The organism is Sphingomonas sp. SFZ2018-12 (genome assembly GCF_022496715.1).
In the GTDB taxonomy this organism is placed as follows: Bacteria; Pseudomonadota; Alphaproteobacteria; order Sphingomonadales; family Sphingomonadaceae; genus Sphingomonas.
Window position 1 is genome coordinate 1,580,931 of sequence record NZ_WTFM01000001.1, and the last position, 13,526, is coordinate 1,594,456.

General features: G+C 66.4%; 10 protein-coding genes. 7 read left to right on the top strand and 3 right to left on the bottom strand.

Annotated features, from left to right (window positions below; all coding sequences use genetic code 11):
- Window positions 1–2: 2 nt before the first annotated feature.
- Both GO308_RS07325 and GO308_RS07330 read right to left on the bottom strand, forming a co-directional pair.
- A complete protein-coding gene (locus GO308_RS07325) occupies window positions 3–920 on the bottom strand; it encodes an AraC family transcriptional regulator (RefSeq protein ID WP_240884891.1) in 918 nt (305 codons plus the stop codon).
- Between the two features lie 200 nt (window positions 921–1,120).
- Window positions 1,121–2,875, bottom strand: a complete 1,755-nt coding sequence (locus tag GO308_RS07330; protein WP_240884893.1) for a class I adenylate-forming enzyme family protein — start codon at window positions 2,873–2,875, stop codon at window positions 1,121–1,123.
- Window positions 2,876–3,026: 151 nt separating this feature from the next.
- Between GO308_RS07330 and GO308_RS07335 the strand changes: the two genes are divergently transcribed.
- The 5 genes from GO308_RS07335 to GO308_RS07355 all read left to right on the top strand — a co-directional run bounded on the left by GO308_RS07335 (window position 3,027) and on the right by GO308_RS07355 (window position 10,195).
- Window positions 3,027–4,250 (top strand): beta-lactamase family protein, encoded by a 1,224-nt coding sequence (locus tag GO308_RS07335; RefSeq protein ID WP_240884895.1) that lies wholly within the window; start codon window positions 3,027–3,029, stop codon window positions 4,248–4,250.
- A gap of 235 nt (window positions 4,251–4,485) precedes the next feature.
- Entirely contained in the window at window positions 4,486–6,513 is a 2,028-nt protein-coding gene (locus tag GO308_RS07340; protein ID WP_240884897.1) for a 3-hydroxyacyl-CoA dehydrogenase NAD-binding domain-containing protein, read from the top strand.
- Between the two features lie 183 nt (window positions 6,514–6,696).
- Window positions 6,697–7,881, top strand: coding sequence for an acyl-CoA dehydrogenase family protein (locus GO308_RS07345; RefSeq protein WP_240884898.1), 1,185 nt, complete (start codon window positions 6,697–6,699; stop codon window positions 7,879–7,881).
- A gap of 140 nt (window positions 7,882–8,021) precedes the next feature.
- Complete coding sequence (locus tag GO308_RS07350) at window positions 8,022–9,134, top strand: acyl-CoA dehydrogenase family protein (RefSeq protein ID WP_240884901.1); 1,113 nt, start codon at window positions 8,022–8,024, stop codon at window positions 9,132–9,134.
- A 173-nt stretch (window positions 9,135–9,307) separates the two neighbouring features.
- Window positions 9,308–10,195, top strand: coding sequence for an acyl-CoA thioesterase II (locus tag GO308_RS07355; RefSeq protein WP_066479926.1), 888 nt, complete (start codon window positions 9,308–9,310; stop codon window positions 10,193–10,195).
- Between the two features lie 3 nt (window positions 10,196–10,198).
- Here GO308_RS07355 and GO308_RS07365 read toward each other — a convergent pair whose 3' ends face one another.
- On the bottom strand, window positions 10,199–11,221 hold the full coding sequence (locus tag GO308_RS07365) for a PAS domain-containing methyl-accepting chemotaxis protein (RefSeq protein ID WP_066479929.1): 1,023 nt from the start codon (window positions 11,219–11,221) through the stop codon (window positions 10,199–10,201).
- A 126-nt stretch (window positions 11,222–11,347) separates the two neighbouring features.
- Here GO308_RS07365 and mtaB point away from each other — a divergent pair, with 126 nt between their 5' ends.
- Together mtaB and ftsY are read left to right on the top strand one after the other, a co-directional pair.
- Window positions 11,348–12,583 carry a tRNA (N(6)-L-threonylcarbamoyladenosine(37)-C(2))-methylthiotransferase MtaB gene (gene mtaB, locus GO308_RS07370; protein WP_240884903.1) on the top strand — a complete coding sequence of 412 codons (1,236 nt, stop codon included), beginning with the start codon at window positions 11,348–11,350 and terminating at the stop codon, window positions 12,581–12,583.
- Entirely contained in the window at window positions 12,580–13,509 is a 930-nt protein-coding gene (gene ftsY / locus GO308_RS07375) for a signal recognition particle-docking protein FtsY (protein ID WP_066670670.1), read from the top strand. The genes mtaB and ftsY overlap by 4 nt, the downstream gene beginning before the upstream one ends.
- The last annotated feature ends 17 nt before the right edge of the window (window positions 13,510–13,526 follow it).

Genomic DNA, 13,526 nt, shown 5'->3' on the forward strand with positions numbered 1-13,526 from the left:
GGTCAATGCGTGCCGGGTCGCTTGCGATACTTCCCGGGCGGCATGCCCATGGCGCGGGTAAAGGCGGTGGTGAAATGGGACTGGTTTGCGAAGCCGCATGCCAGGGCCAGCTGGGCGAGTTCAAGGTCGTCCTTTGCCAGCAACTCGCACGCCAGGCGCAGGCGCCGTTCGCAGACGAAATGATAGGGCGTCTGACCGGTCGCCAGCTTGAACACGCGTGAAAAGTGAAAGGGCGACAGGCCGGCCACTCGGGCCAGGTCGTGCACACCGATTGGCCGGGCAAGATTGGCATCGATATAGTCGGTGACGCGCCGCACCTTCCACGCGGGCAGGTGGATGCGATCGGCGTCGGCGCGAATCGCGGCAAGGTCGATCCGCGCCAGCAGCGACGCGATCGCCCGGCTCAATCCCTCGACCACCATTCGCGACGCCATGCCCGGCGATGCAATTTCGACGTCAAGCATCCGGATCAGTTCGATCAACCGCGCATCGTCACGGAACAGCAGCGGGCCAAAGCCATGGTTCGGCTGCTCCTCGATCAGCTTATTGAGGTAGCCGCGCGGAAACATGAGGTTGGTGGACCGGGCGCTGGTGCCGAAAATCACTTCGCTGTCGGCACCCTGGGGCACGAAGGTGACCCGCAGCGACCGATTGGGCTCGAGCTTGAACGCGGTCCCCGCCATGCGTCCGAATGCCGGTACGCCGGCACCGCGCGACATGAAGATGAGGTCGGGCGCGTCGCCGTCGCGCACGGCAGTGGTCATCTCCCCCGTGCGCCCATATCGGTGCATGCGGTACAGCAGGATGTCGGTTTCCGAATGGCGATGGGGATCGATCTTCGGCTCGCGCAGATAACGGACCGCATCGATCGGATCGAAGCCGGTGTGCGCTTGATATGCTGCGATGCTCTGCTCGGCCATCCCGCCCTCCCGCGCGTAGATCCGCCGTCTGCGCGCGCCAAACGCTCGATCGCGTGTCGAGCCCGCGTCACGGTCGCGCATTGGAGCGGCGACCTCAAGCGCCTCGCGCGGCGCATTGTCCGCATTATCGCAGGATCAGAAAACCGCCCGATCCAACGCGTTGGGCCCTGCGGCTGGCACGAAGCAGAAAGCTGCCGCTTTCAGGCCACTGCCTCGCGCACGAAAAGCGCGCGGAGATCCTTTTTCAGAATCTTGCCATTGGCGTTGCGCGGCAGCACGGTGTCGCTGAACCGGATCGTCACCGGCACCTTGAACGCGGCGAGGTGCTGACCGACCCAGGCCTTCAGCTCCTGCTCGGTCGCCGTGCAGCCGGCGCACAGGTGGACGACCGCGGCGGGCTCCTCACCCAGCGTGCGGTGTGGGATGCCGACCAGCGCCGCGTCGGTGACGGCGGGATGCGCGTAAAGGACGTTCTCGACCTCGATCGAGTAGATGTTCTCGCCGCCGCGGATGATGATATCCTTGGCGCGGTCGACGATGTAGCAAAAGCCTTCCTCGTCGATGCGCCCCAGGTCGCCGGTGCGCACCCAGCCGTCGATGAAGGTCTCCGCGGTCGCCTCGGGCTTGTTCCAATAGCCCTTCACCACCATCGGCCCCTTGGCCCAGATTTCGCCGATCTCGCCCACCGGCAACTCGGTCGTGCCGTCGGGCGACATGATCTTGAGCTCGGCGACCGGCACGGCGGGACCACAGCTGTCGGGACGGTTGAGATAATCCTCGCCCTGATGGCTGGTCACCGTCGCCATCGTCTCGGTCATGCCCCAGCCATTGCCGGGCAGCGCGCCGAACTCCTCATAGATGCGCTTGACCAGCTCGGGTGCCGACGGCGCGCCGCCATAGGAAATGGTTTCCAGGCTGGAGAGATCGTAACTCGCGCGGTCGGGATGTTCGAGCAGTTGCCAGGCAATCGTCGGCACGCCGCCGGTCGCGTTGATCCGCTCGCGTTCGATCAGCTTCAGGGCCTCGGTCGCGTCCCATTTGCGCATCAGCACGATGGTGCCGCCGGCAACGACATTGCCCATCAGGAAGGCGCTGCACGCGGTCACGTGGAAGAACGGAATGACGATCAGGTTGACCTTGGGCTCAGGCGCGGCGGGCGGAATTTCGCCCCGGCGCAGCAGCATCCGCGCCGCGCCGTAGCCGGTCGAGAAGATGTTGGAAATCATGTTGCGATGCGTGCCGAGCGCGCCCTTGGGCTTGCCGGTGGTGCCGCTGGTATAGAAGATCGCGACCTCGTCGTCGGGCTGGATCGACAATGCCACCGGCGGCAGCGTCGCGTCGGGCAGCTGGGCCCAGCCGCTCGTCGGGCCGACCAGCGGCTCGAACGGCGCGGCGGGGGCTTCCAGCGGCGCAACCGCGCGGGTGACCAGGAAATGCTCAACCCCGGGCATGTTGGCATAATGCGCCTTCAGCCGCTCATGCCGTTCGCCATCGAGAATGAGCAGCTTCGACCCCGAATCGTTGACGCCATATTCGAGCTCCACGCCCGTCCACCAGGCATTGAGCGGCACCGCGATCGCGCCCAATGTGGTGACCGCAAAGAAGATCAGCGTCCATTCGGGCAGGTTGCGCATCGCGAACGCGACCCGGTCGCCCTTGCCCACGCCCATGTCGGCGAGCTTCTGCGCCAATAGCATCACCGCGCGGAAATGCGCGTCATAGGTCACGCGCTCGCCTTCATAGACGATGAACTCGCGGTCGCCGTGCGACTTGGAAAAGGCGATCAGCATGGCGAGCGACGGCGGCGCGTTCTTCCACACCCGCGTGCGCACGCCGCGGATATCCGCCTCGTCCATCTCGAAACGCTGGCCGGGGGCAGTCAGCATCGCCCTGATCTCGTCGAGCGAATATTTGGGCCACCCGGCCGGGAGCGCGATGAACGGTTCGGTGGCCACGGCAAAACTCTCCAGTTGAAGATCGGGTTTGGCGCTCTTGCGCTTTGCTGAGACGTTAGTGTTGATTCGTCGTCCGCTCAAGGCAATAGGGAACGCAGGTCCGCGGCGAGCGCCTTTGCCCCGGATTCGAAACAAGGGTATGGAAGGCCGCATGAGCTTGCACGATCCGCGACAGCTGGGCTTCGATGCCGATCGACTGGCGCGGATCGACGCGTTCCTGGCGGACAAATATCTCGCCAGCGGGCGTTTTCCGCACGTCCAGCTGCTCGTCGCGCGCGAGGGGCGGATGGTGCATTTTTCGCACCAGGGCGCCGCGCGCGGTGATTCGCCGACACCGATCGACGATCGCTCGATCTTCCGCATCGCCAGCATGACCAAGCCCGTTACGTCGATCGCCTTCATGATGCTGGTCGAACAGGGCAAGGTCGCACTCGACACGCCGGTTCACCACGTGCTGCCCGAATTCAAGGGGCTGGGCGTCTATGATGGCGGGGGTGCCGGGGTGCCCTTTGCCACCAAGCCGACCGCCGCGCCGATGCGCATGGTCGACCTGCTCCGCCACACCGCCGGGCTGACCTACAGCTTTCAGAACCGCAGCAACATCGACGCGGCCTATCGCGAGCAACGAATCGAAAGCTGGCACGGCAATCTCGACCTCGACGGCTTCGTCGCCGCGCTCGGCGCGCTGCCGCTGGAGTTTTCGCCGGGGGAGGCGTGGAATTATTCGGTCGCGACCGATGTGCTGGGCGCGGTCGTCCAGCGCGTGGCGGGCGAGCCGCTCGATCGGTTCTTCGAACGCCACATCTTTGCGCCGCTCGGCATGGTCGATACCGGCTTCATGGTGCCGGCGGACAAGATCGACCGGCTGGTCGATTGCTACACGTTGAAGCCCGGCGAGGGCCGCGCGCTGTACGACCCCGGCGTGAAATCGGCGTGGTCGCGGATGCCGAAGCTGGTGTCGGGCGGCGGCGGGCTGGTGTCGACCGCGCTCGACTATCACCGCTTCTGTTCGATGTGCCTCAATGGCGGCGAGCTGGACGGCGTGCGCATCGTGTCGCGCAAGACGATCGACCTGATGACGATGAACCACTTGCCGGGCGGGGGCGATCTTGCGGGGATGTCGCGATCGCTGTTCAGCGAGACGACCAATGCCGGCACCGGCTTCGGTCTCGGCTTCGCGGTGACGCAGGACGTCGCCAAATCGATGATGCCGGGGTCGGTCGGCGAATATTACTGGGGCGGCATGTTCTCCACTGCCTTCTTCATCGATCCGGTGGAGCGCATCCACATGGTCTTCATGACCCAGCTGTCGCCGTCGAGCAGCTACCCGATCCGTCGCGAGCTCAAGACGATGATCTATGCGGCGCTGACATGAGCTCGCGCCTCTCCCGTCGCCCCGGCGGAGGCCGGGGCCGCTGGCCGATGATGTGCCAGCATCTGATAGCGGCCCCGGCCTTCGGGGTTCCCCGCAAAGTACTACTTTGCGGGGGCCCCTGCGCCGGGGCGACAACCTCATGTTCGGGGCGCAACTCAAACCCTTTCCCGTTCGGTTCGAGCGAAGTCGAGAACCGCAGATCACAAGAGACACTTTCCTTCAGGAGCCTGAACGCATGACTTCCCCCATCTCCACCGCGCGCCATGGCGACGTGCTCGTCATCACCTCCAACAACCCGCCCGTGAACGCGCTGGGCGGAGCGGTGCGCCAGGGCCTCGACGCCGGGATCAAGGAAGCGGCGGGCGACGATGCGGTCAAGGCGGTGGTCATCATCTGCGAAGGCCAGACCTTCTTCGCCGGCGCCGACATCACCGAATTCGGCAAGGCGATGGCGGAGCCGCTGCTGCCGCAGCTGGTCGACGCGATCGAAGCGCTCGACAAGCCGGTGATCGCCGCAGTCCACGGCACCGCGCTCGGCGGCGGGTGCGAGGTCGCGCTGTCTGCGCATTACCGGATCGCGGTGCCGTCGGCCAAGTTCGGCGTGCCCGAGGTCAAGCTGGGCCTGCTGCCCGGTGCGGGCGGCACCCAGCGGCTGCCGCGCGCGGCCGGCGTCGAGCTGGCGCTGGAAATGACGTCGAAGGGCGATCCGATCTCCGCCAGCCAGGCCAAGGAAGCGGGGCTGGTCGACCGGCTGGCGAGCGAGGGCAATCTGCTCGCCGACGCGCTCGCGTTCGCCAATGAGGTCGCCGCCGTCCGCCCGATCCCGCGCGTCAGCGAAAAGCCGCTGAGCGCCGACCCGGCGGTATTCGAGACGTTCCGGAAAACAAATGCGCGCCGCTTCCGCGGCTTCGACGCGCCCGCCGCCAACATCGCCTGTGTCGAAAAGGCGACGCAGGTGCCCTATCCGCAAGGCGTCCAGTTCGAGCGCGAACAGTTCATGAAGCTGATGTTCGGCGTCCAGTCGGCCGCGCAGCGCCACATCTTCTTCGCCGAGCGCAAGGCATCGAAGATCGACGGCATTTCGGCCGACATCCAGCTGCGCGAGATCAAGCGCGTCGGCGTGATCGGCGCGGGCACGATGGGCGGCGGGATCAGCATGAACTTCCTGTCGGCGGGCGTCCCGGTGACGATCGTCGAGATGCAGCAGGAGGCGCTGGATCGCGGCACCGGCGTGATGCGCAAGAATTACGAAGCGACCGCCGCCAAGGGCCGGATGACGCCGGAGCAGGTCGAAAAGGCGATGGGGCTGCTCACCCCGACGCTCGGGCTCGAGGCGCTGGCCGACTGCGACCTGATCATCGAGGCGGTCTATGAGAATATGGACGTCAAGAAGGACATTTTCGGCAAGCTCGACACGATCGCCAAGCCCGGCGCGATCCTGGCGTCCAACACCAGCTATCTGAACATCGACGAGATTGCGGCGGCCACCTCGCGGCCGCAGGACGTGCTGGGCATGCACTTCTTTTCGCCCGCCAATGTCATGAAGCTGCTCGAGGTCGTGCGCGGGGCCAAGACCGCGCCCGACGTGCTGGCGACAGCGATGGCGGTGGCCAAGAAGATCCGCAAGGTCGCGGTGGTCGCCGGCGTCTGCTACGGCTTTATCGGCAACCGCATGCTGATGCCGCGCCAGGTCGAGGCCAACAAGCTGCTGCTCGAAGGCGCAACGCCCGAGCAGATCGACCGCGTCCATGTCGAGTTCGGGATGCCGATGGGGCCGTTCCAGATGGCCGACCTGGCCGGCGTCGACATCGGCTGGCACCGCGATCCCAGCCGGATCGAGAATATCCGTGACCAGCTTTGCGCCGAGGAACGCTGGGGCCAGAAAAAGGGCGCGGGCTTCTATGACTATGACGAGAAGCGCAATCCGTCGCCGTCGCCGCGCGTTGCCGAGATCATCGAGGAGTGGCGGACCAAGACCGGCACCGCGCAGCACGAGGTGACCGACCAGGAGATCGTCGAGCGCACGCTCTACACGATGGTCAATGAAGGCGCGCTGATCCTGGAGGAAGGGATGGCGCAACGCGCGTCCGACATCGATGTCGTGTGGATCTATGGCTATGGCTGGCCGGTCTATCGCGGCGGCCCGATGTTCTGGGCGGATACCGAAGGGCTGAAGAAGATCGTCGAGGGATTGGATCGCCACGGCTTCGAGGTCGCCAAGCTGCTGCGCGACAAGGCCGAAAAGGGCGAACGGTTCAATTGAGTTTGTAAGGGCGTCGCCCCGGCGAAGGCCGGGGCCTCGTGCCGCGAGCGTGCGCGGATCGGCTCGAGATGCCAGCCTTCGCTGGCATGACGCGGACAGGATTTTGGAGAGGGGCCAGCCCTGCCACCCCCTCTCCCAACCCTCTCCCCAAAGGGAGAGGGCTAAAGAAATAGGAGAGAGCACATGACCGACAGTCTCGACAGCTTCCGCGCCGAAACTCGCGCCTGGCTTGCGGCGAATTGCCCGCCGGAGATGCGCGAGCCGGTCCGGTCCGACAAGGACGTGTGCTGGGGCGGCCGCCGCGCGACCTACAAGCCGGGGCAGAAGGAATGGCTCGACGCGATGGCTTCGCGCGGCTGGACGGTGCCCGACTGGCCGACGCAATATGGCGGCGGCGGGCTGTCGCCGGCCGAGACCAAAATTCTGCGCGAGGAGATGGCGGCGATCCGCGCACGCAATCCCTTGAACAGCTTCGGCATCTCCATGCTCGGCCCGGCGCTGCTGAAATACGGCACCGAGGAACAGAAGCTCGAGCATCTGCCCAGGATCGCGCGCGGCGAAATCCGCTGGTGCCAGGGCTATTCGGAGCCGAACGCGGGCTCCGACCTCGCTGGCCTCGCCACGTCGGCGGAGGATGCGGGCGACCATTTCATCGTCAACGGGCAAAAGGTGTGGACCAGCTATGCCGATGAGGCCGACTGGATCTTCTGCCTGGTCCGCACCGACAAATCGACCAAGCAGGGCGGGATCAGCTTCGTGCTGTTCGACATGGAGACGCCGGGCGTTTCGACCAAGCCGATCCTGCTGATCAGCGGCTATTCGCCCTTCTGCGAGACCTTTTTCGACAATGTGAAGGTGCCGAAGAAGAATCTGGTGCATCAGCTCAACAAGGGCTGGGACGTCGCCAAATATCTGCTCGGCCATGAGCGCGAGATGATTTCGGGCATGGGACTGGGCCAGACCGGCGGTAACCCGATGATCGAAAGCGCGATTGCCACCGTCGGCCTCGACCATGACGGGCGGCTCGCCGACCCGATCCTGCGCGGCCAGATCGCGCTGTTCGAGGTGCGCGCTAAGGCGTTCTCCGCCATGTCCGAACGCTTCATCGACGAGCTGAAGGCCGGACGCGCCCACCCCGCCCAGCCGAGCATGATGAAATATTACGGCACCGAGCTGAACAAGGCCCGCCACGAGCTGGCGATGGCGGCGGGCGGATCGGACGCGCTCGAATGGGAAAGCGAGCGATCGAACAAGGGCGCCGCCCCGCGCGCCTGGCTGCGCACCAAGGCCAATTCGATCGAGGGCGGGACGAGCGAGGTCCAGCTCAACATCATCGCCAAGCGCATCCTGGAATTGCCGGGGGCCTAAGGCCACCAAAGCCCTCTCCCCTTTGGGGGGAGGGTTGGGAGAGGGGCAAGCCGGGCGCACCCCTCTCCGCTGCGACTAGGCGGGCAAGCCGCCAAGTCTCGCGCCTCTCCCCAAAAGGGGAGAGGGCTAGGGAGAAAGTAATGCCGCTCTACCTCAACGAAGATCAGACCCTCCTGCGCGACACCGCGCGCCAGTTCGTTGCCGAACAGGCACCCGTCCGCCACCTGCGCCAGCTGCGCGACAGCAACGATGCGACCGGGTTCAGCCGCGACTTGTGGAAGCAATTCGCAGAAATGGGCTTCACCGGCATCCTGATCGACGAGGATCAGGGCGGCGTCGGCATGGGCCATGTCGAGGCCGGCGTGGTGCTGGAGGAAATCGGGCGCAACCTCTCGCCCTCCCCCTTCCTGTCGACCGCGGTCGCGGCGGTCGCGGCGCTCAGGGGGACGCCGCACGCCGAACGCTGGTTCCCCGGCATCGTGGCGGGCGAGACAGTCGCGGCGCTGGCGATCGACGAGTCGGCAAAGTTCACCGGCAAGGTCGCGATGAAGGCCGAGCGGTCGGGCAACGGCTTCAAGCTGTCGGGCGCCAAGCAGTTCGTCACCCACGCCCACGTCGCCGACGTGATCCTGGTCGCGGCGACCACGGCGGACGGCGCGCCGCCGACCCTGTTCGCGGTCGATCCCAAGGCGGCGGGGCTGACGATCGACCCCCAGCGGCTGGCCGATTCCAGCCTCGCCTCGCGCCTGACCCTCGACGGGGTGCAGGTCGATGCCGATGCGGTGGTCGGCGAAGTCGATGACGATGCACCGCTCGCGCGCCTGCTTGCCGCCGGGCGCACCGGGGCGGCCGCGGAAATGCTGGGCGTCGGCGCGGGCGCGATGGACATGACGATCGATTACCTCAAGCAGCGCAAGCAGTTCGGCGTCGCGATCGGCAGCTTCCAGGCGCTCCAGCACCGCGCCGCGCACCTCTATTCGGAGATGGAAGTCGCCCGCGCCGCCGTGCTGCGCGCCCAGCAGATGCTCGACGCCGGCCAAGACCGCGCCGACGAAGCGGTCGCGGTCGCCAAGGCGATGACGGGGATCGCCACGACGCTGAGCGTTCAGGAAGGCATCCAGATGCACGGCGGCATCGGCATGACCGACGAATATGACATCGGCTTCTACATGAAGCGCGCGCGCGTGCTGGCCGAAATGTTCGGCGACAGCAATTTCTTCGCCAACGCGCTGGCGGAGAAGGCGGGATATTGAGCGATACCGATTGACCCAAAGGCCGTTCGTTTCGAGCGAAGTCGAGAAACGCGCACCCGGCGAAACGTGTCTCGACTTTAGCACGCAGTGCTGAAGCTTATCCTGAGCGGCTGGCTTGCCAGCCAGTCGAAGGGCTCGACACGAACGGAAACCTCGTTGAAGAGCACCCTGCCATGACCGACCAAGCCCGCGCCGAAACCCCTGAAGCACTCGTCGCCCAGTTGATCGACTTGCTCGATGTCGAACGCCTCGACACCGACCTGTATCGCGGTGCGCGCCAGCCGGGCGGCGTCGGACGCGTCTTTGGCGGCCAGGTGATCGCGCAGGCGCTCCAGGCCGCGCAACGATCGGTCGACGGGGGCAAGGAAGCGCACTCGCTTCACGCCTATTTCATGCGCGCGGGCAACGAGGATTTTCCGATCATCTATCGCGTCGTGCGCGATTTCGACGGCAAGAGCTTCGCCAATCGCCGCATCATCGCGATGCAGCAGGGTCAGCCGATCCTCAACATGACCGCGTCGTTCCAGCTGCCCGAACCTGGCATGGCGCATCAGGATGCGATGCCCGACGTGCCCCCGCCCGAGGCGCTGAAGTCGGAAGCCGTGCTGCGCGCGGAGATGGGCGATCGTATTCCGGAGAAGTTTCGCAAATTCTTCCTGCGCGCCCGCCCGATCGAGATCCGGCCGGTTGCGGTGCGCGACTGGTTCGCGCCCGAAAAGCTGCCGCCGGTCCAGCATGGCTGGTTCCGCGTCGCCGCGCCGCTGCCCGACGATCCCGCGCTGCACCGCGCGATGCTGAGCTATGCGTCCGACATGTCGCTGCTCGGCACCTGCCTGTTGCCGCACGGGGTCAACTGGCTGACCCATCCGGTGCAGACCGCAAGCCTCGACCATGCCGTGTGGCTGCACGAGCCGTTCCGCTTCGACGACTGGCTGCTCTACACCTGCGACAGTCCCTGGGCCGGCCATGCGCGCGGATTCAACCGCGGCAAGTTCTTCGACCGGCACGGCCGCCTCGTCGCCAGCACGACGCAGGAGGGGCTGATCCGGATGCGCGGCTGACGATCACCTGTGGGGCATCAACCGCTGTGCTGCGCCGGTGGCCGCGCGTGTCTCGCCTGCGAGCCGTTTGACCTCGTTGGCGACGACGCCGAATCCGCGGCCGGCGTCCCCCGAACGCGCGGCTTCGATGGCGGCATTTAGCGCGAGCAAATTGGTCTGCTCGGCGATCTGCTCGATCTGTGCGACGACAGTGCCGAGCGCGCCGAGTATCTGCCCCAGCTCGGCCTCGCGCCGTTCGGCCTCGCGCTGGAAAAACTGCGTTTCCGTCAGCTTGGCTTCCAGCTCGGCCTTCAGGGCGACTTCACGCGAAACGTCGTGCGCAAACAGGATCACGCGCGACGGCTGCCCACGCCCGTCGAGAATCGGCGCGTAGGTAACCTGCAGCCAGTGCGTCGCCCCGCCTCGGCCCAGTTTCGCATAGCGGCCTGAAACCGTGGTCCCCGCATTCAATTGCGGCCATATATCCTCGCCGCGGTGCGGATGGATATCAGCGGCCCAGAGCTCGCGGACGTGCGGCATGGTTTCGCCGTCACGGCCGTGGCCGAGCGTCTCGATCATTTGCCGGTTGGCGCGAACCATCCTGCCGCCAGCATCGAACTCTGCGATCATCAACCAGCGGTCGAGCGCGTCCAGCTTTGCGGCATCCTCCGCCATGCGCAGCTTGGCCGCGGTCACGTCGCTTGCGACCTTCAGAATCTTCGGCTGGCCATCGTCCGAAATCAGGCTGGAATAGGTCGCCTGAAGCCAGATATGCCGTCCACCGCGCGCGACGCGAAGCACCTCGCCCGAGTGATCGGCTTCGGTGGCAAGCATTTGCCAAAACGCCGCATAGCCTGGCGATGCCGCGTAGACCGGGTCGCAGAACTGACTGTGATGGCGACCCGCAATCTCCTCGATCCGATAGCCGAAGGTCGACAGGAACTTTTCATTGGCCCAGGACAGGGTTCCCGTCGGCGTGAACTCCGCGACGAGTTGCGATCGATTCACCGCTTTCCACAAAGATGCCTGACGGGTTTGATCGAACATTGCCGTCGAAAGTCCTGGTCGTTCATTTCCATAGCTAACCGTAACAAATGAAACCTTGGTGAATCGCGCCGGCGTCAGCGATCGGCTGCGTGGACTTTCGACCGCCCCGCGCCTAGATCGGCCGCCATGCCCGCCGGCCCCGACATCATCAGCCTCGGCTGCCGCCTCAACATTGCGGAGAGCGAGACGATCCGTGCGCTGCTGGGCGAGCGCGACACGATCGTCGTCAACAGCTGCGCGGTGACCAACGAAGCGGTGAAACAGACGCGCCAGGCCATCCGTCGCGCCCGCCGCGCACGACCCGATGCCGAGCTGATCGTCACCGGCTGCGCGGCGCAGATCGACGCGGCGAGCTTCGCGGCGATGCCCGAAGTCACGCGCGTGATCGGCAATCGCGACAAGCTGACCGCCGCCGCCTGGGCCAGCACGACACCGGTCATGGTCAGCGACATCATGGCCGTGCGCGACACCGCGCCGCACCTTGCCGCCAGCTTTTCCGAGCATGTGCGGGCGTTCGTCGAGGTGCAGAATGGCTGCGACCATCGCTGCACCTTCTGCGCGATCCCGTTCGGGCGCGGCAACAGCCGTTCCGTGCCGGCGGGGGCGGTGGTCGATCGCATCGCCGACCTGGTGGCGGGCGGGCGCCGCGAGGTCGTGCTGACCGGCGTCGACCTGACGAGCTATGGCGCGGACCTGCCGGGCCGGCCGACGCTGGGGGCGCTGGTCGAGCGCGTCCTGACGCACACGCGGGTCGAACGGCTGCGGCTGTCGTCGCTCGATTCGATCGAGATCGACGGCCGGCTGTTCGACCTGCTGACCGGCGAGGCGCGCATGCTGCCCCATGTCCATCTCTCGCTCCAGGCGGGCGACGACCTGATCCTCAAGCGGATGAAGCGCCGCCACAGCCGCGCCCAGGCGGTGGCGATCGTCGCGCGGCTGAAGGCGGCGCGGCCGGACATCGCGATCGGCGCCGACCTGATCGCCGGCTTCCCGACCGAGGACGAGGCGATGGCCGCAAACACGCGCGCGCTGATCGACGATTGCGACATCGTCCACGCGCATATCTTCCCCTATTCGCCACGCGCCGGCACCCCGGCCGCGCGGATGCCGCAGATCGAACCGGCGCGTGTCAAAGCGCGCGCGGCCGCGCTTCGCGAGCGTGCCGCGATCCGCCGGGGGGCATGGCTGCGCACCCTGGTCGGCACGCGGCAGCAGATACTGGTCGAGCGGCCGGGAACGCGCGGCCATGCCGACAATTTCGCGAATGTGGCGCTCACCACCCCGGCCCGGAACATCGGAGACATCGTGACCGTCGAAATAGACTCCGTCGCTAACGACATGCTGGTGGGCACGGCCCGATGAGCAGCTGGTCCGAACGCCTGCTCGGCGGGTTCAGGAAGACGTCGGACCGATTGCTCGGCAATCTGGCCGGGCTGTCGGCGGCGCGGCTGACCGACGCGACGCTCGACGAGATCGAGGAAGCCCTGATCGCCTCCGACCTCGGCCCCGCTACCGCCGCGCGAGTACGCGCCAGGCTGGGCGAGGGTCAGTATGAGCGCAACATGGAGGAGCTCGGCATCCGCCTGGTCGTCGCCGAGGAGATCGAGCGCGCGCTCGAGCCCGTGGCGCGACCGCTCGAGATCAGCGCCTTCCCCCGCCCTCAGGTGATCCTGGTCATCGGCGTCAACGGATCGGGCAAGACGACGACGATCGCCAAGCTCGCCAAATGGCTGACCGATCAGGATTATGGCGTGATGCTCGCCGCCGGCGATACGTTCCGCGCGGCCGCGATCGGCCAGCTGCGCACCTGGGCCGAACGGATCGGCGTGCCCATCGTCTCGGGTGCCGAGGGCGGCGATGCGGCCGGCATCGTGTTCGAGGCGGTCAAGCAAGCGACCGCGACGGGCATCGATGTGCTGATCGTCGACACCGCCGGGCGGCTGCAGAACAAGCGCGAGCTGATGGACGAGCTCGCCAAGATTCGTCGCGTGCTGGGCCGCATCAACCCCGATTCGCCGCACGACGTCGTGCTCGTGCTCGACGCGACCACCGGCCAGAATGCGCTCAGCCAGATCGAGGTGTTCAAGGAAGTCGCGGGCGTCACGGGGCTGGTGATGACCAAGCTGGACGGCACCGCGCGTGGTGGCGTGCTGGTCGCGGCGGCCGAACAATTCGGCCTGCCGATTCACGCGATCGGCGTGGGCGAGACCGCCGAGGACCTGCGCCCCTTCGACGCCAATCAGGTCTCGAGGATCATCGCGGGCGTCGAGCAGGTGCGCCGAAGCTGATCGTCGCCCCGGAGCAA

What these genes read in the sequence shown, in the direction of transcription:
- GO308_RS07335 (WP_240884895.1), top strand. Translation starts at nt 3,027, where the DNA reads ATGAGCTTGCACGATCCGCGACAGCTGGGCTTCGATGCCGATCGACTG.
- GO308_RS07365 (WP_066479929.1), bottom strand. Translation starts at nt 11,221, where the DNA reads ATGTTCGATCAAACCCGTCAGGCATCTTTGTGGAAAGCGGTGAATCGA.
- GO308_RS07340 (WP_240884897.1), top strand. Translation starts at nt 4,486, where the DNA reads ATGACTTCCCCCATCTCCACCGCGCGCCATGGCGACGTGCTCGTCATC.
- GO308_RS07355 (WP_066479926.1), top strand. Translation starts at nt 9,308, where the DNA reads ATGACCGACCAAGCCCGCGCCGAAACCCCTGAAGCACTCGTCGCCCAG.
- mtaB (WP_240884903.1), top strand. Translation starts at nt 11,348, where the DNA reads ATGCCCGCCGGCCCCGACATCATCAGCCTCGGCTGCCGCCTCAACATT.
- ftsY (WP_066670670.1), top strand. Translation starts at nt 12,580, where the DNA reads ATGAGCAGCTGGTCCGAACGCCTGCTCGGCGGGTTCAGGAAGACGTCG.
- GO308_RS07345 (WP_240884898.1), top strand. Translation starts at nt 6,697, where the DNA reads ATGACCGACAGTCTCGACAGCTTCCGCGCCGAAACTCGCGCCTGGCTT.
- GO308_RS07350 (WP_240884901.1), top strand. Translation starts at nt 8,022, where the DNA reads ATGCCGCTCTACCTCAACGAAGATCAGACCCTCCTGCGCGACACCGCG.
- GO308_RS07325 (WP_240884891.1), bottom strand. Translation starts at nt 920, where the DNA reads ATGGCCGAGCAGAGCATCGCAGCATATCAAGCGCACACCGGCTTCGAT.